This is a genomic window from Bacillus sp. TH17 (assembly GCF_016651125.1).
Classification (GTDB): domain Bacteria; phylum Bacillota; class Bacilli; order Bacillales; family Bacillaceae_G; genus Bacillus_A; species Bacillus_A mycoides.
On the sequence record NZ_JAEKEN010000001.1, the window covers coordinates 3282363 to 3300299 of the forward strand.

Below are 17937 nucleotides of genomic sequence, written 5' to 3' on the forward strand. Positions count from 1 at the left end.
CTCTATTCGATTTCGTCTTCAGCTGAATCGAATCCGAATGCGATTACGCTATCTTCTTCTGTCACAATACCAAGTTGTTTCGCATCAGACTCACTTTTAATATCAATTTTCCAGCCTGTTAATTTAGCTGCAAGACGCGCATTTTGTCCACGCTTACCAATCGCTAATGAAAGCTGGTGGTCTGGAACAACAACAGTTGTTGCTTTCTCTGCTTCATCTACAAGTACTTTAACAACCTGTGATGGACTTAAAGCATTTGCAACATATTCAACTGGGTCATTCGACCAGCGAACGATGTCAATCTTTTCACCTTTTAGTTCATCTACAACGCGTTGTACACGTTGTCCTTTCGGTCCTACACAAGAACCTACTGGATCAACATCGATATTCTCTGCATATACAGAAATTTTAGAACGGTCGCCTGCTTCACGTGCTACAGAGCGAATTTCTACAGTTCCATCATAAATTTCTGGAACTTCCATTTCGAATAAACGTTTTAAAAGACCAGGATGTGTACGTGATACGTAAATTTGTGGTCCTTTTGTTGTCTTTTCTACTTTTGTAATAAATACGCGAATACGATCATGTGGTTTATATTGCTCATTTGGCATTTGCTCACTTACAGGTAATAAAGCTTCTACTTTACCTAAGCTTACATAGATGAAACGAGCATCTTGGCGCTGTACAATACCAACCATAATGTCTTCTTCACGATCACTAAATTCTGAATAAATTACACCACGTTCCGCCTCACGAACTCGTTGTGTTACAACTTGTTTTGCAGTTTGCGCTGCAATACGACCAAAATCTTTTGGCGTTACTTCAATTTCTAGTACGTCACCATCTTGGTAGTTTGGATTAATTTGTCTTGCCTCTTCTACAGAGATTTCAAGACGTGGATCAAACACATTATCTACAACGTCCTTACGTGCTAAAACTTGAATTGTTCCCACTTCTGGGTTAAAGCTCACACGAACGTTTTGTGCTTGGTTAAAATTGCGTTTATAAGCAGAGATTAATGCTGCTTCAATCGCATCAATAATAATATCTTTGCTAATACCTTTTTCTGACTCTAATACGAGCAAAGCATCTAACAACTCAGTGCTCATGAAGATCCCCCTTCTTACTAAAACGTAACAGCAAGTCGCGCATTTGCAACTTTATCCATTGGAATTTGGATTTCTTTTTTACGTGTTTTAATTGTTAATAGTAGTGTAATTGTATTACCGTCGTAGGAAAGTAGCTTTCCTTCAAACATCTTCTCACCATCAATCGGCTTATATGTTTTAATCGCCACTTGTTTTCCTACCGCTTGCTGGAAGTCTTTCTCTTTCTTTAATGGACGTTCCGCTCCAGGAGATGATACATCCAAAAAGTAAAGATGAGGAATTGGATCCTCTTTATCTAAAGCTTCGCTTAAACGTTCACTTACCGCACCGCATTCTTCAATTTCGACTCCCTTTTCAGAATCGATGAATACGCGTAAGAACCAGTCTTGTCCTTCTTGCACATACTCTACATCTACAAGTTCAAGATTTAACTCTTCAACGATTGGCTGCGCAAATGCTTCTACAATTTCTGTGACTTTCTTATCCATAAACAGCCTCCTTCCTGCCGCCATGTACCATTTACAAGAAAAGATCCCGTTCATAAAGACGGTCTATCTTATTCTTTCTCGTTAGCTAACAAAAGCCCCTGCCGTTAAGCAGGGAATATCTGTCTTAGTATTACCAAATTTAAGAAGTAAAACTTGTAACAAAATATGTATATACGACAGAAATATCTTTACTATCTACATCAGCAAAATGTAGATAGTAACACGAAAGAGTGGGTTTCCCCACTCTCTTTTTCACAAAATATACATGACATGGTTATCTCGGTTTATAGTATACCATAGCAAATGTTGATTTGCAAAGATTTTTCCTACCTATTAGAACAGTGACAATTGGTTTTGATCCGGTAAATCTCCTAGACAACCTTGACCATCTAAATACTCAATAATCGTTTTAGAAACCTTACTGCGCTGCTGTAAGTCTTCTTTTGATAAGAAATCACCATTTTTACGAGCTTCAACAATACTGAAAGCTGCGTTTGTACCAAGACCGGGAACTGCATTAAATGGAGGAATTAAAGTATCCCCATCAATTATAAATTCGGTTGCATGCGAGCGGTATAAATCAACCTTTTGGAATGAATAACCACGCTCACACATTTCAAGTGTCATTTCTAATACCGTTAATAAACTCTTCTCTTTCGGTGCTGCATCCAATCCTTTTTGTGCAATCTCATCAATTTTTACACGTATGGATGCTGAACCTTTCGCCATCGCCTCTACATCAAAGTCATCTGCACGAACTGTAAAATATGCCGCATAGAATAAAAGTGCGAAATGTACTTTAAAGTATGCAATACGTACAGCCATAAGTACGTAAGCAGCCGCATGGGCTTTAGGGAACATGTACTTAATCTTCTTACATGAATCAATATACCAACCTGGTACATTGTTATTTCTCATTTCCTCTTCCCATTCTTCAGGTACACCTTTACCTTTACGCACCGACTCCATGATTTTGAAGGCTAATGATGGATCCAAGCCTTGATAAATTAAATATACCATGATGTCATCACGACAACCGATAACTTCACTCAGTGTACACGTACCGTTATAAATTAATTCATTCGCATTACCTAACCATACATCTGTACCATGGGACAGTCCAGAAATTTGGACAAGCTCTGAAAACGTCGTTGGTTTCGTTTCTTCTAACATTTGTCTTACGAATTTCGTACCAAACTCTGGTATACCAAGTGTACCTGTTTTACAGTTAATTTGTTCTTCCGTTACCCCTAAAGATTCTGGACCAGAGAAAATTTTCATTACTTCTGGATCATCCGTTGGGATTGTTTTCGGGTCAATACCACTTAAATCTTGAAGCATACGAATAACAGTCGGATCATCGTGTCCTAATATATCAAGTTTCAATAAATTATCATGAATTGAGTGGAAATCAAAGTGCGTTGTTCTCCACTCAGCACCTATTGAATCAGCCGGAAACTGAATTGGTGAAAAGTCAAAGATATCCATGTAATCTGGTACAACGATAATACCACCTGGATGCTGTCCGGTCGTACGCTTTACACCTGTACATCCTGCAACTAAGCGATCAATCTCTGCATTTCGAATTGTTAAGTTATGATCATTAGCATAACCTTTCACATACCCATAAGCGGTTTTTTCCGCAACCGTACCAATTGTTCCTGCGCGGTATACATAATCTTCACCGAACAGTAATTTCGTATAGTTATGGGCGCGTGGTTGGTATTCTCCGGAGAAATTCAAATCGATATCCGGTACCTTATCCCCTTTAAATCCAAGGAACGTTTCGAAAGGAATGTCATGCCCATCTTTCACATATGGAACATTACATGTTGGGCATTCTTTATCTGGTAAATCAAAACCAGAACCTACAGAACCGTCATTAAAGAACTCTGATTGTTTACACTTTGGACATACATAGTGCGGTGGTAATGGGTTTACTTCTGTAATTTCCATCATCGTTGCAACAAATGATGAACCTACCGATCCACGCGAACCTACTAGATAACCGTCCACTAACGATTTTTTCACAAGCTTATGTGAAATTAAATAAATAACGGCGAATCCATGTCCAATAATACTTTTCAATTCTTTTTCCAAACGAGCTTCTACAATTTCCGGTAGTTCATCTCCATAGATACTTCTTGCCATTATATAGCTCATATCACGTGTTTCATCATCAGCACCTTCAATTTTCGGTGTGTATAAATCATCTTTTACTGGACGAACATCACCAATTAATGATGCGATCTTGTGTGTATTTGTCACAACAATTTCTTTTGCTTTGTCTTCACCTAAGAATGAAAAACAATCTAGCATTTCATTTGTTGTACGGAAATGTACAGGCGGTAATGAATGGCGATTTAACGGATTAGCTCCTCCCTGCGAACTGACTAAAATTTTCCGATATATCGCGTCCTCAGGATCTAAATAATGCACATTCCCAGTAGCAACAACTGGTTTATCTAACGTCTCACCTAGTTTTACTAAGTTAGAAATTATTGTTTTTAACTGTCCTTCATCTCGAACGAGTTCACGTTCCACTAAATGACGTAACACTTCTGGAGGCATAACCTCAATGTAATCGTAAAACTGTGCAATTTCTTCTACTTCTTCAGGCGCTTTTTGCATCATAGCTTCAAATACTTCACCTTTGTCACAAGCTGTTCCTACTAAAATGCCTTCGCGATATTTTTTTAATAGTGATCGTGGTACACGTGGTACACGATAAAAGTAATTCAAGTGAGAATATGAAACAAGTTTATATAAGTTTTTCAACCCAACATCTGATGTGGCAAGTAACGTCATATGACTTGGACGCCCACGTTTATACGCATCCCCTTGTCCCATACTATCGTTTAGTTGATCGTGATATTCAAATCCCTTTTCAATCACATCTTTTAACATCTTCACAAGTAAATATCCCGTTGCTTCTGTATCATAAATCGCACGGTGATGTTGCGTTAATTCAATATCAAGCTTTTTACACATCGTATTTAATCGATGATTTTTCATTTCTGGGAATAAGAACCGTGCAAGTTCTAACGTATCAATAACTGGATTTTTCGTTTTTTCTATCCCAGCCTTTTTAAAACCTACGTTAATAAAGCCCATATCGAAGCTTGCGTTATGAGCAACAAGTGTATGGTCACCCATCCATTCCTCAAACTTTTTAAACACTTCGTCCACTTCTGGTGCATCAGTTAACATATCATCTGTAATACCTGTTAATTCAATAATCGTCGCCGATAATGGTTGATGAGGGTTTGCGAAAGATTCAAAGCGATCAATAATTTCTCCACTTTTTACCTTTACAGCAGCTAACTCAATGACTGTATCATATACAGCAGATAACCCTGTTGTCTCAACGTCAAAGACAACATATGTTTCTTCTGCAAGTAGACGATGTGCTTCGTTATATGCTATCGGCACACCATCATTAACTAAATTTGCTTCTACACCATATAGAACTTTAACTCCAGCCTTTTTACCAGCAGAATATGCTTCTGGGAACGACTGTGCAACAGCATGGTCTGTAACTGCAATAGCCTCATGCCCCCATTTTCCGGCTTGGGCAACGAGCTTAGAAACAGAAGTAACAGCATCCATTTGACTCATTGGAGTATGAAGATGAAGTTCTACTCTTTTTTCTCCTTCTTTTGCTTTATCTTTACGAGAAGGTCCCGTTATTTCATTTATATCATTTGCGATCATAACTAAATCACGCACGAATGTATCATTTTGAACTGAACCACGCGCTTTTACCCAAGTTCCTTTTTTCAAGGATTGTAACATCGGGATATCTTCTTTATCACGTGAGAACATCTTAATCATAATAGAGTCCGTATAGTCAGTTATCTTTAAAGTTAATAATGTACGTCCACTACGAAGTTCTTTCGTCTCTACATGGAAAACATACCCTTGAACGGTTTTTCTTCTTTCTTCATCTTGAATTTCACGCAGCGGCGTAATCTCTTCATCTGGCTTAATAAGATAACCAAGCACAACTGGTCCTTCATGAACAACATCACTTTCTTCAGCTTGCCTTTTAGCCATCTCTTCCATAGCCTGTATAACTCGTTGACGATCTTCTTCCTGTGTCTGCTCACGAAACTTTTGCATTTCTTCTGCATTTTGCTTTATATGTGTGTCTAACTGAAAACGCGGGAATCCAAAAGCTTCGTATTGATCACCTACTGGTTTCGCAACGTTTTTCTTTAAAGTAGTAGATTCCAGCTCATTATTTACATTTAATAGCAACTTCACGCCATTGACCTGCGGAAGTTGCTTCTTTAAGTACGCGAACATAGGTGAAAATGTAATTCGTTCTGTACAAAGCGGCCAATATGCCTTTACTTCTTCTTCTGTAAATTGTTTATTCTCTGCTTCTAATGCAAATGTTGTTCTTGCAATATGAGAAAATGATTGCTTAAGCTTTGTTTCTAGCAACTCATATAATTCTGTCGGCAAAATACGTGGCACTTGTAAGTCAAAATGCCAACTTTTATTCGCTTTATCAATAACTAGCTTTTCAATACCACCGCCATGTAAATATTGATTTATAAGGTCTTCTGGTATTTGCAACTGTTGGAGCAAAATTTGAAATCGCTCTTGTTGTTCATTTGTTAATGACATAAGCACTCTCCTTCCATTTGCTATTATAAATTGAAACGTACTACAAAGAAAGATTTCTTCCTTCTTCTTTTACAAAATACGTTTACAAAGAAAGAGAAGGTACCTCATTACGAGGTACCTCTTCTTATTTTAAAATATTAGCAATATATGTTTGAAGTTCTTCTACTTTCACTTCTTCAGACTCGCCTGTAGCACGTACTTTCACTTCTACAATACCTTCATCTGCTTTTTTACCAACTGTAACACGAACTGGAAGGCCGAATAAATCTGCATCTGCAAATTTAACACCTGCACGTTCTGCACGATCATCTAGTAATATTTCGTATCCTTGCTCTTGTAATGAGTTATAGATATTTTCACCCATTTCACGTTGTGCATCAGATTTCATATTTACTGGAATTACATGCACATGGAACGGTGCAACAGCTTTTGGCCAAACTAAACCGTTCTCATCATTAAACTGCTCTGCGATTGCTGCCACTGTACGAGATACACCGATACCGTAACAACCCATAATAAGTGGTTTTGTTTTTCCGTTTTCATCTAGGAACGTTGCGTTCATTGCTTCACTATAACGAGTTCCTAATTTGAATACATGACCAACTTCAATTCCACGTGCGAAAAGAATTGTTCCATTTCCATCTGGAGATTGGTCTCCTTCTTGGATGAAGCGTAAATCTGTATATTGACTTACTTTAAAGTCACGTTCTGGATTTACATTTACATAATGGAACCCTTCTTCGTTCGCTCCTGAACATCCGTTGACAATTGATGCTACAGCATGGTCAGCGATAATTTCGATATCCCCTGTAACACCAATCGGTCCTAAAGAACCCACTTCACAGTTTAATAACTCTTTTATTTCTTCATGTGAAGCAAGCTCAACGACTGAAGCTCCGTATACATTCTTCACTTTTACATCATTGACTTCATGATCGCCACGAACAAGTACTACTACTAATTTCGCATCTACTTTAAACACCATAGATTTAATGCATTTTTCCGCTGCGATATTTAAGAATGCAGATACTTCTTCAATAGCTTTTTGATCTGGAGTTGCTACTTTTTCAAGTGCTTTTTCGGCTTCATCGCTCTTCGTATACGTAGCAACAACAGGAGCCATTTCAATATTTGCCGCATAATCAGATGTATCAGAATACGCAATTGTATCTTCACCTACATCAGATAACACCATAAATTCGTGTGTATCTTTTCCACCCATTGCTCCAGAATCAGCGATAACTGCACGGAAATTCAAACCACAACGAGCAAAGATATTAGAATACGCTTTGTATAAACCGCTATATACTTCATCCAAACTTTCTTGTGTTGCATGGAAAGAATACGCATCTTTCATTAAAAATTCTCTTCCGCGTAATAAACCGAAACGTGGTCTTTGCTCATCACGGAATTTTGTTTGAATTTGATATAATGTTAATGGTAGTTTTTTGTATGATTTAATTTCATCACGTACAAGATCTGTAATTACTTCCTCATGAGTTGCCCCTAGCGCAAACTCGCGAGCATTACGATCTTTCATACGCATTAATTCTGATCCGTAAGAATACCAACGACCTGATTCTTGCCATAATTCAGAAGCCTGCATAGCTGGCATTAATAGTTCTACTGCCCCTGCGCGCTCCATTTCTTCACGAACAATACGTTCTACTTTGTGTAACACTTTTAAACCAAATGGTAGAAAACTATAAATACCAGAAGCATTTTGACGCATAAACCCTGCGCGAAGTAATAATTGATGACTCTTAATTTCAGCATCTGCTGGAACTTCACGTAATGTAGGACTGAATACCATACTTTGTTTCATTTATTCGCACCTCTTCATTTTACTCTTACACGCAATAAAATCCCTCACCTCGAGTTAGGTGAGGGATTTTATTCTATGAGCTCTATTTCATTATAAACTTCTTCTTATTTTACAAGAAAAACTTACGGATGTCATTCCATGTTACAACTAACATAAGCAACATTAATAATGCAAACCCAATAAAGTGAACCATTCCTTCTTTTTGACGATCAATTGGTTTTCCTCGTAATGCTTCAATTAAGAAGAAGAACAAACGTCCACCGTCTAAAGCTGGGACTGGTAATAAATTAAATAAACCAAGGTTAATACTTAAAACTGCCGCTAAACTTAGTACACGCGTAAATCCATAATCTACAACTTGATCTGTTAGATTATAAATTCCTACTGGACCTGACAACTCATTAATAGAAAATTGACCCGTTACTAATTTCACAAGAGAATCAAAAATTAGTTTCGTCCATTCGTATGTTTGTTCAAACCCTGATTTAATAGAACCCATCACTGTTTTCTCTACAGGAGAATAAACACCAATTCTACCAACTTCGTCTTTTCCTTCTTTATCAAGCGTTGGTGTTACTTTCACATTAAATTGCTCACTATCACGCTTTACATGTAACGTAATTTCTTTATTTGGGTTTTCACGTACAATCGTTACAACATCTTTCCATGTACTAGTGTTTTTCCCATTGATTGCTTGAATTGTATCGTTTTCTTTTAATCCAGCTTGTTCTGCAGCACTATTCTCCATTACTTTTCCGACCATTGGTTTGTCAACAGGAACTCCTTGTACAAATCCAAGAATCACAAAAATAACAAATGCTAGAATAAAGTTCATTGCAGGACCTGCAAAAATTGTTAGAGCACGTTGGCCCAATTTTTTAGAGCCAAATTGTCTATTGTACGGAGCGATTTGAATTTCTTCTCCCGCAGAAATGATACGAGCTTTTTCATTTACTCGGAATGTTTGCAGCTCTTCCTCGTACTCTTCATAACCCAAAATTGTAAGATTATGCTCTAAATCAGCTTGTTCGACTTCAATGACACGAACATTTGGATATTTTTCATGTCCGTCAAAAACTAATTTCACAACTTCGTCTTTTTCATTTAATACAAGTCCAACCTTTTTTCCAGGTTTTAACTCAACTGTGTCCGCATCCTCGCCAGCCATTCTTACATAGCCACCAAGGGGCAGTAATCGAATCGTATACACCGTTTCATTCTTTTCAAATGAGAATATTTTCGGACCAAAACCAATCGCAAACTCGCGGCACAAAATACCTGCTCTTTTTGCGAAATATAGATGCCCTAGCTCATGGAAAAATACGAGTGCACCGAAAATTAATATAAAGGCAATCGCTGTATTCAATTCCATAACCACCTTTGCTAAATTTGTTCCATCACAAACCGTCTTGTGGCTGCGTCAATTTCCTGAATTTCCTCTAAGCTCGGACGTGCAATGACAGTGTGATGGTGCATTGCTTTTTCAATGAGGTCTTCCACTGTTAAGAAACCAATTCTCTTTTGTAAAAAAGCTTCAACAGCTACTTCATTTGCCGCGTTCATTACAGCCGGCATACTTCCACCTGTCTTTCCAGCTTCATACGCAAAACGTAGACAACGGAAACGCTCTTGATTCATTTTCTCAAAATGCAATGTTCCCATTTCCCATAAATTTAACTGTTTCGTGTCTGAAAGAGGCAATCTATCAGGATATGTAAGCGCGTATTGAATCGGTACTCGCATATCAGGTGAGCCAAGCTGTGCCATTACACTACGATCTTCAAATTCAACCATAGAATGAATAATACTTTCTTTATGTAGAACAACATCGATTTGCTCATAAGGGATACCAAAAAGCCAGTGTGCTTCAATTACTTCTAGCCCCTTATTCATCATTGTAGCAGAATCAATTGTAATTTTCGAACCCATTGACCAGTTTGGATGACGAAGTGCATCTTCTACGGTCACTTGATGCAATTCATCTCTCGTTTTATCACGAAAACTTCCGCCTGAAGCAGTTATAATTAAGCGAGAGATTCTTTTTTCATTTTCACCATTCAAGCATTGAAAAATAGCTGAATGTTCACTGTCTACTGGAAGTAACGATACATTATGTTTTCGTGCTGCTTCCATTACAAGATGCCCTGCAGTTACTAACGTTTCTTTATTTGCAATTCCAATTGTTTTTTTCGCCTCAATTGCGCGGAGTGTCGGTAACAACCCTACGCTACCTACAACAGCATTCACTACAATTTCTGTATCTGGGTGCAGCGCTACTTCTAATAAGCCTTCGCTACCATATACTACTTTTGTATTACCAGAAACAGCTTGTAATTTTAAAACATCTTCCTCTCTTTGCACAGAGACAATTTGCGGGGAAAATTCTTGAATTACCTTTACTGCATAATCAACATTTTTCCCTACAGAAAAAGCAACGAGACGGAATTGGTCTGGGTGCGAGCGTAACACATCTAATGTTTGTGTACCGATTGATCCGCTTGCACCTAGTAAACTAATGTTTTTCATGACTCCAACCCCTCGTTCATTTATTAATTGTATTGTAATAAGAAGTATAGAATTGGTAACACAAATAACCAACTATCTGTTCGATCTAAAATACCACCATGTCCAGGTAAAATTGTACCTGAATCCTTTACACCATAATGGCGTTTAAATGCAGATTGCACTAAATCACCAATTTGTCCAAAAATAGAAATGATAATCGTCAGAACGATTAAAACTCCTACATTCGCTTCAACTGGGAAGAACATATTGTAAACAAGTGCAACAACAATTCCACAAACAATACCGCCTAATGAACCTTCAATCGTTTTATTCGGACTAATTTCTGGCCATAATTTTCTTTTTCCAAATGCTTTCCCTATGAAATATGCACCTGAATCAGTTGCCCATATGACAAATAGTGCACAGAACACATATTTGATTCCTAATATTCTCGTTTCATTTAAATATAAGAATCCCATTCCAACATATGTCGTTGCCATAAGTAAAAATGAAGCATTGTCAAAAGTAAATGTATTCTTAGAAAGGACTGTATATGATAAAAGTAATAAAACAATCACAAATGTGATTTCTAATTTACCTAACCCAATCCACGTAAACAGTTCTGATGCACTACTCGGAATTAAAATAATCCACAATAATACTGCAGCTAAAACTGTTGGTACCGAAATAAGCGTAAGCTTGTTCATACGAATTAATTCATATAAACCTATAGAAGCAAGTGCATACACTAAAACTGTAAAAGGCACGCCACCGTAAATTACGATGGGAATGAATAGCGCGGCAGCAATCACTCCAGTAATAATTCTCTGTTTCACTACCAAACCCTCTCTTTCTACACGCCTCCGAATCTGCGCCCTCTATGTTGAAAGTCTGTAATCGCATTTAGCAAATGTTCCTCGGTAAAATCTGGCCAATACACATCTGTAAACCAAAATTCCGAATAAGCAATTTGCCATAACATGAAATTACTAATACGTAGCTCTCCGCTTGTACGGATTAACAACTCTGGATCAGGTAAAGAACTCGTCATTAAGTAAGAAGAAATCTTTTCTTCACTTATTTCTTCCGAACGAATTTTTCCTTCCTCACTATCTTTCATCATATGTTGCACAGCAGAAACGATTTCATCTCGACTTCCATAGTTTAACGCGAAATTAAGAATTAATCCCGTATTCTCTTTCGTATCTTCCATGGCTTTTTCCATCGCTCTGCGCGTATGCGTAGGAAGACGATCTTTTTGCCCTATTACTCGGACTTGTACGTTTTCTTCAATCAACTCTGGTAAAAATGCACCTAAAAATTCTTCTGGAAGCTTCATCAAATAATCAACTTCTTTTTTCGGTCTTTTCCAGTTCTCAGTCGAAAAAGCATAAAGAGTTAATACTTTCACATCAAGCTTACTTGCAAATTTTGTGATTTTCTTCACAACTTGCATACCTTCATGATGACCAGCAATGCGAGGCATGGCTCTTCTCTTTGCCCATCTTCCATTACCATCCATAATAATAGCAATATGTTCTGGGATATATCCTTTTTTCACTTTTTCAATGAGATGATCAAACGATGTGACCTTTTTACTTTTAAAAAAAGGAAACTTTTTAAACATCATTCATACCCTCCAACAAGCAGACGTATGCCTAAAAGTGTAAAAAGACCCCCTTAAGAAGAGGGTCATATTTGCGAAATTATCGCTATTACACTTCCATAATTTCTTTTTCTTTGTTTTTTGCGATTTCGTCAACTTTTGCAATATATTTATCTGTTTCTTTTTGGATATCTTCAGTATATCCTCTTAAATCATCTTCTGTAATGTCGCCAGCTTTTTCAAGCTTCTTAAGGTCATCATTACTGTCACGACGTACGTTACGAACAGCAACTTTTGCTTCCTCAGCATATTTCTTCACAACTTTTACAAGATCGCGACGACGCTCTTCTGTTAATGCAGGGAATGCAATACGAATTACAGTTCCATCATTAGAAGGGTTTAAGCCTAAATCTGCTTTTAAAATTGCTTTTTCAATATCACCGATAGAAGTTTTATCATAAGGTTGAATTACAAGCAAACGTGCTTCTGGAACTGTAATGTTCGCTAATTGCACAACTGGTGTTGGTGCACCATAGTAATCAACTTGTACCTTATCTAATACAGACGAGCTTGCACGACCAGCGCGAACTGTTGCTAATTCACGAGAATAAGCAGCAACTGCTTTTTCCATTTTTTCATTTGAAGACTTCAATACTTGTTGTCCCATAATTTATTTCCCCCTTACAACTGTTCCAATATTTTCACCTAAAACGGCACGTTTAATGTTACCTTTTTCCATAACCGAGAATACAATTAATGAAATATCATTATCCATACATAAAGAAGAAGCTGTAGAATCCATTACACCTAAACCTGCTTTTAATACATCTAAGTAAGTAAGTGTTTCGTATTTCGTAGCTGTTGGGTCAATAGATGGATCTGCACTATATACGCCATCCACATTATTTTTCGCCATTAAAATAACGTCCGCTTCGATTTCAGCTGCACGTAATGCTGCTGTTGTATCTGTAGAGAAGTATGGGTTACCTGTACCTGCAGCAAAGATAACAACACGTTTTTTCTCTAAGTGACGAATTGCTTTACGACGAATGTAAGGCTCTGCCACTTGACGCATCTCAATTGAAGTTTGTACGCGAGTTTGAATTCCAATATTCTCTAAGCTATCTTGAAGAGCTAATGAATTCATAACTGTTGCTAACATGCCCATGTAATCTGCTCCTGCACGATCCATGCCCATTTCACTTCCAATTTTCCCACGCCAAATGTTACCGCCACCAACAACAACAGCAACCTCTACATCAAGTTCTGCAATTTCTTTCACTTGTTCCGCAACTGACTTAATAACAGCTGGGTTAATTCCAAATCCTTGCTCGCCAGCTAAAGCTTCTCCGCTCAGCTTTAAAACGACACGATTATATTTCGGTTTACTCATAATGAACCTCCAATTGCTTACATCTTTATTTTAAAAAAGGGAACACAATGTGTTCCCTAATCTGTATTAGTTGTTACCTTTTACTTGGTTCATTACTTCTTCAGCAAAGTTGTCTTCGCGTTTTTCGATACCTTCACCAACAGCGTAGCGAACGAATCCTTTTAATGTTCCGCCTTTAGACTCAACGAATTGACGAACTTTCATGTCAGGATTCTTAACGAATGTTTGGTCAAGTAAGCAAATCTCTTCAAAGAATTTGCCAAGACGGCCTTCTACCATTTTCGCAACGATTTTTTCAGGCTTGCCTTCGTTTAAAGCTTGTTGTGTTAATACTTGACGCTCATGCTCAACTTCTTCAGCTGTTACAGCATCGCGGTCGATGTATTTAGGGTTAACTGCTGCGATGTGCATTGCTACATCTTTAGCAGCTGCTTCGTCAGTAGAACCTTCAAGAACTGTTAATACACCAATACGTCCACCCATGTGTAGGTAAGCGCCGAATGCATCAGCATCAGTTTTTGATACGATTTCGAAACGACGAAGTGTAAGTTTTTCACCAATTTTAGCGATTGCTTCGTTGATGTGCTCTTCTACTGTTTTGCCGCCTTCGATTGTTTGAGCCATAGCTTCTTCAACGTTAGCAGGTTTGTTAGCTAATAAGTGAGCAGCTAATTCTTTAATTAACGCTTGGAAACCTTCGTTTTTCGCAACGAAATCAGTCTCAGAGTTTAATTCTAAGATTAAACCTTCGTTACCGTTTGTTTCGATGAAAGTTAAACCTTCAGCAGCGATGCGGTCTGCTTTTTTAGCAGCTTTCGCAATACCTTTTTCACGTAAGAAGTCAATTGCTTTCTCCATGTCGCCGTTAGTTTCTGTTAAAGCTTTTTTGCAGTCCATCATACCTGCGCCAGTTTTTTCGCGAAGTTCTTTTACCATTTGTGCAGTGATTGCCATATTTTTCATCCTCCTAAAATATGTATTTATACCTTTTATAAAGGTGTTTATACCTTAAAAAAGGTGATAAAAGGCCGAACCCCTTATCACCTTTCCAAATTTGTTACGCAGTAACAGTTTCTTCACCTTGTTTTGTTTCAAGGATCGCGTCTGCCATTTTAGATGTAAGAAGTTTTACAGCACGAATTGCATCATCGTTTGCTGGAATAACGTGATCGATTTCGTCCGGATCACAGTTTGTATCAACGATACCGATGATTGGAATGTGTAATTTGCGTGCTTCAGCAACTGCAATACGCTCTTTACGAGGGTCTACTATGAATAATGCACTTGGAAGACCTTTCATATCTTTAATACCGCCTAAGAATTTCTCAAGACGCTCTAACTCTTTTTTAAGTTGAACAACTTCTTTCTTAGGAAGTACTTCGAAAGTACCATCTTCTTGCATTCTTTCGATATCTTTAAGACGCTTGATACGCTTTTGGATTGTTTGGAAGTTTGTTAAAGTTCCACCTAACCAACGTTGGTTAACGAAGTACATACCAGCACGAGTTGCTTCTTCTTTAATAGCTTCTTGTGCTTGTTTTTTAGTACCTACGAATAAAATGTCTCCACCTTCAGCAGCGATGTCACGCATCGTTCTGTAAGCTTCCTCAACTTTTTTCACAGTTTTTTGTAAGTCGATGATGTAGATACCGTTACGCTCTGTGAAGATGTAACGCTTCATTTTTGGGTTCCAACGACGAGTTTGATGTCCGAAATGAACACCAGCTTCAAGCAATTGTTTCATAGAAATTACTGACATAATTTAGTTCCTCCTAAATGGTTTTTTTGATATCCTCCGTTTACTTCATCTCTAAGCGAAACTACGAACGTAGCACCAACACTTAAATCAGTAAACGTGTGTACTTTGTACTGACACCACTGCTTACTATATCATACTGAAATATTACAATCAAGTCGAAAATGCGAACAATGTAAAACTTTCTTTTTTTCACGCTCAAATCCTAGTATTACCAACCTTCAATTCCTTTAAGCAAGGAATTGAAGGTTAATTAATAGTTTTCTAATGAATGTTGTCATGACGCCTTACGTAAGCAAAATCATTCACTTAAAAAAACAAAAAACTCTCCTCAAGCGAGGAGAGTTTTTTTATAAATTAGTTTGTTTTTAATTTAGCAAGTTCCTGTAGAAACTTGTCGTTTAGCACTTTAATGTATGTTCCTTTCATACCTAAAGAGCGAGACTCAATAACACCAGCACTTTCTAATTTACGTAGTGCATTTACGATTACCGAACGAGTAATTCCTACGCGATCAGCAATTTTACTTGCAACAAGTAAACCTTCTGTTCCATTTAATTCTTCGAAGATATGCTCGATTGCTTCTAACTCACTGTAAGATAATGAGCTAATCGCCATTTGAACAACAGCTTTACTACGTGCTTCCTCTTCGATTTCTTCTGCTTTTTCACGTAAGATTTCCATACCTACAACAGTTGAGCTGTATTCAGCAAGAATTAAATCATCGTCTAAGAACTCTTGACCAAGACGAGCTAATACTAGTGTACCTAGACGCTCACCGCCACCAACGATTGGTACGATTGTAGTTAAACCTTGACCGAATAATTCTCTATTTTCTACTGGGAATGCTGTGTAGTCACTATCCACACCTAAATTTGAAGATGTTTCTGTAACATTGAATAAACTTTGCGTATACTCTTCTGGGAATTGACGCTCTGCAAGCATGTGCTTCATACGTTCGTTTTCGATTTGTTGGTGAATCGCATATCCTAATAATTTACCGCGACGACTTACAACGAACACGTTCGCTTCAATTACTTCACACATTGTGTCAGACATCTCTCTAAAGTTTACAGGTTTTCCTGCTGCGCTCTGTAATAACGCATTTAATTTTCTCGTTTTTGCTAATAATTCCATTTCAAAATTTCCTCCTACATGTTACTTACATATTTTTTCATCACTTGGAAACTAGGGCGAGTCACCTGATGACACTATTACAAAATAAACTGGCTCACATCTTTATTTTTAGCTATTGTCGCTAATTTTTCCTCAACATATTGAGGTGTTATCGTTATTTTCTCTAACGTAATTTCAGATGCCTCAAACGATAAATCTTCAAGGAGCTTCTCCATAACAGTATGAAGTCTTCTCGCTCCAATATTATCTGTATCCTGATTAACTTGATAAGCAATCTCAGCAATCTTACGAATAGCTTCGTCTGAAAATTCAATTTCTATACCTTCAGTCGCTAATAACGCCGTGTACTGTTTAATTAGCGCATTGTCAGGCTCGATTAATATTTTAACAAAATCATCCGCCGATAATTTTGTTAATTCTACTCGAATCGGAAATCTCCCTTGCAATTCCGGAATTAAATCCGACGGTTTAGACATATGGAACGCTCCAGCTGCAACAAATAAAATATAATCGGTTTTTACTGATCCGTATTTCGTTGCTACATTCGATCCTTCTACAATCGGTAAAATGTCACGTTGCACACCTTCACGCGATACATCTACGCTATTCGACTGCTTACCAGCAATTTTGTCAATTTCATCGATAAAAATAATCCCGAGCTGTTCAGCACGACAAACAGCCTCTTGTGTAACTTCATCCATATCAATTAAGCGCTGTGCCTCTTCATTTGTCAAGAGTTTTCTTGCTTCTTTTACAGAAAGTTTACGTTTTTTCGTTTTTTTCGGCATGATACTTCCTAGTGCATCTTGGAAATTCATTCCCATTTGTTCCATGCCAGTTCCTTGCAACATATCAAACATAGAAGACTGTTGTTCCGTCACTTCGATTGATATCACTTCATCTTCAAGAAGGCCTGCCGCAAGCTTTCTTTCCACATCTTGACGTTTCTTTTCGATTTCATCATCTTCCTGTGCATCAGATGTTTGGTTTGAATTTTGATTACCACCAAAAAGCATTTCTAATGGATTTTTAAATCCAGATTGCTTCTCCGGACTCGGCACTAAAATTTCAACAAGACGTTGATTCGCTTGCTCTTCTGCTTTATCTTGAACTTTAACTACCATTTCCTCTTTCACAATGCGAACAGACGTTTCAACAAGGTCACGGACCATCGACTCTACATCTCGACCCACATATCCAACTTCTGTAAATTTCGTCGCTTCAACCTTAATAAAAGGTGCTCCAACGAGTTTCGCCATTCGCCGTGCTACCTCTGTTTTACCAACACCTGTCGGTCCAATCATTAAAATGTTTTTAGGTGCAATTTCATCACGTAAATTTTCAACTAATTTACTGCGACGGTATCGATTTCGTAGAGCTACAGCAACCGCTTTCTTTGCATCTTTTTGACCGATGATGTATTGATCTAATTTTTCCACAATTTGACGCGGAGTAAAATGTAAATGCATATAAAATGCCTCCC

The 17937-nt window shown here is 37.7% G+C and carries 14 protein-coding genes; all 14 read right to left on the reverse strand.

Going from position 1 to position 17937, the window contains the following annotated elements:
- Positions 1–2 precede the first annotated feature (2 nt).
- The 14 genes from nusA to hslU all read right to left on the reverse strand — a co-directional run bounded on the left by nusA (position 3) and on the right by hslU (position 17923).
- Positions 3–1109 (reverse strand): transcription termination factor NusA, encoded by a 1107-nt coding sequence (gene nusA / locus JFT95_RS16645; RefSeq protein WP_002014554.1) that lies wholly within the window; start codon positions 1107–1109, stop codon positions 3–5.
- 17 nt (positions 1110–1126) lie between these two features.
- The gene (rimP, locus tag JFT95_RS16650) at positions 1127–1597 is read right to left on the reverse strand and encodes a ribosome maturation factor RimP (RefSeq protein ID WP_002088165.1); all 471 of its coding nucleotides are present in this window, start codon (positions 1595–1597) and stop codon (positions 1127–1129) included.
- A 333-nt stretch (positions 1598–1930) separates the two neighbouring features.
- Positions 1931–6232, reverse strand: coding sequence for a PolC-type DNA polymerase III (locus JFT95_RS16655; protein ID WP_201052848.1), 4302 nt, complete (start codon positions 6230–6232; stop codon positions 1931–1933).
- 124 nt (positions 6233–6356) lie between these two features.
- Positions 6357–8057: a proline--tRNA ligase gene (locus tag JFT95_RS16660; protein WP_201052850.1), complete on the reverse strand. Its 1701-nt coding sequence runs from the start codon at positions 8055–8057 to the stop codon at positions 6357–6359.
- A gap of 109 nt (positions 8058–8166) precedes the next feature.
- A complete protein-coding gene (gene rseP / locus JFT95_RS16665) occupies positions 8167–9423 on the reverse strand; it encodes an RIP metalloprotease RseP (RefSeq protein ID WP_002088169.1) in 1257 nt (418 codons plus the stop codon).
- A gap of 17 nt (positions 9424–9440) precedes the next feature.
- On the reverse strand, positions 9441–10583 hold the full coding sequence (gene dxr, locus JFT95_RS16670) for a 1-deoxy-D-xylulose-5-phosphate reductoisomerase (RefSeq protein ID WP_002014547.1): 1143 nt from the start codon (positions 10581–10583) through the stop codon (positions 9441–9443).
- Positions 10584–10606: 23 nt separating this feature from the next.
- A complete protein-coding gene (cdsA, locus tag JFT95_RS16675; RefSeq protein ID WP_002088171.1) occupies positions 10607–11398 on the reverse strand; it encodes a phosphatidate cytidylyltransferase in 792 nt (263 codons plus the stop codon).
- A gap of 17 nt (positions 11399–11415) precedes the next feature.
- Positions 11416–12192: an undecaprenyl pyrophosphate synthase gene (locus JFT95_RS16680; RefSeq protein ID WP_002014545.1), complete on the reverse strand. Its 777-nt coding sequence runs from the start codon at positions 12190–12192 to the stop codon at positions 11416–11418.
- Between the two features lie 85 nt (positions 12193–12277).
- A complete protein-coding gene (gene frr, locus JFT95_RS16685; protein WP_000531506.1) occupies positions 12278–12835 on the reverse strand; it encodes a ribosome recycling factor in 558 nt (185 codons plus the stop codon).
- A 3-nt stretch (positions 12836–12838) separates the two neighbouring features.
- Positions 12839–13561 carry a UMP kinase gene (gene pyrH / locus JFT95_RS16690; protein WP_002014544.1) on the reverse strand — a complete coding sequence of 241 codons (723 nt, stop codon included), beginning with the start codon at positions 13559–13561 and terminating at the stop codon, positions 12839–12841.
- Positions 13562–13627: 66 nt separating this feature from the next.
- Positions 13628–14515: a translation elongation factor Ts gene (gene tsf / locus JFT95_RS16695; protein ID WP_002088177.1), complete on the reverse strand. Its 888-nt coding sequence runs from the start codon at positions 14513–14515 to the stop codon at positions 13628–13630.
- Positions 14516–14618: 103 nt separating this feature from the next.
- On the reverse strand, positions 14619–15320 hold the full coding sequence (gene rpsB, locus JFT95_RS16700) for a 30S ribosomal protein S2 (RefSeq protein ID WP_002088178.1): 702 nt from the start codon (positions 15318–15320) through the stop codon (positions 14619–14621).
- A gap of 354 nt (positions 15321–15674) precedes the next feature.
- Positions 15675–16454 (reverse strand): GTP-sensing pleiotropic transcriptional regulator CodY, encoded by a 780-nt coding sequence (gene codY, locus JFT95_RS16705; RefSeq protein WP_002014541.1) that lies wholly within the window; start codon positions 16452–16454, stop codon positions 15675–15677.
- A gap of 77 nt (positions 16455–16531) precedes the next feature.
- On the reverse strand, positions 16532–17923 hold the full coding sequence (gene hslU, locus JFT95_RS16710; protein WP_201052852.1) for an ATP-dependent protease ATPase subunit HslU: 1392 nt from the start codon (positions 17921–17923) through the stop codon (positions 16532–16534).
- Positions 17924–17937: the final 14 nt, after the last annotated feature.

Excerpts from the sequence above, each read along its gene's own strand:
- nusA (WP_002014554.1), bottom strand. The coding sequence starts at position 1,109 with ATGAGCACTGAGTTGTTAGATGCTTTGCTCGTATTAGAGTCAGAAAAA.
- rimP (WP_002088165.1), bottom strand. The coding sequence starts at position 1,597 with ATGGATAAGAAAGTCACAGAAATTGTAGAAGCATTTGCGCAGCCAATC.
- JFT95_RS16655 (WP_201052848.1), bottom strand. The coding sequence starts at position 6,232 with ATGTCATTAACAAATGAACAACAAGAGCGATTTCAAATTTTGCTCCAA.
- JFT95_RS16660 (WP_201052850.1), bottom strand. The coding sequence starts at position 8,057 with ATGAAACAAAGTATGGTATTCAGTCCTACATTACGTGAAGTTCCAGCA.
- dxr (WP_002014547.1), bottom strand. The coding sequence starts at position 10,583 with ATGAAAAACATTAGTTTACTAGGTGCAAGCGGATCAATCGGTACACAA.
- JFT95_RS16680 (WP_002014545.1), bottom strand. The coding sequence starts at position 12,192 with ATGATGTTTAAAAAGTTTCCTTTTTTTAAAAGTAAAAAGGTCACATCG.
- frr (WP_000531506.1), bottom strand. The coding sequence starts at position 12,835 with ATGGGACAACAAGTATTGAAGTCTTCAAATGAAAAAATGGAAAAAGCA.
- pyrH (WP_002014544.1), bottom strand. The coding sequence starts at position 13,561 with ATGAGTAAACCGAAATATAATCGTGTCGTTTTAAAGCTGAGCGGAGAA.
- tsf (WP_002088177.1), bottom strand. The coding sequence starts at position 14,515 with ATGGCAATCACTGCACAAATGGTAAAAGAACTTCGCGAAAAAACTGGC.
- rpsB (WP_002088178.1), bottom strand. The coding sequence starts at position 15,320 with ATGTCAGTAATTTCTATGAAACAATTGCTTGAAGCTGGTGTTCATTTC.
- codY (WP_002014541.1), bottom strand. The coding sequence starts at position 16,454 with ATGGAATTATTAGCAAAAACGAGAAAATTAAATGCGTTATTACAGAGC.
- hslU (WP_201052852.1), bottom strand. The coding sequence starts at position 17,923 with ATGCATTTACATTTTACTCCGCGTCAAATTGTGGAAAAATTAGATCAA.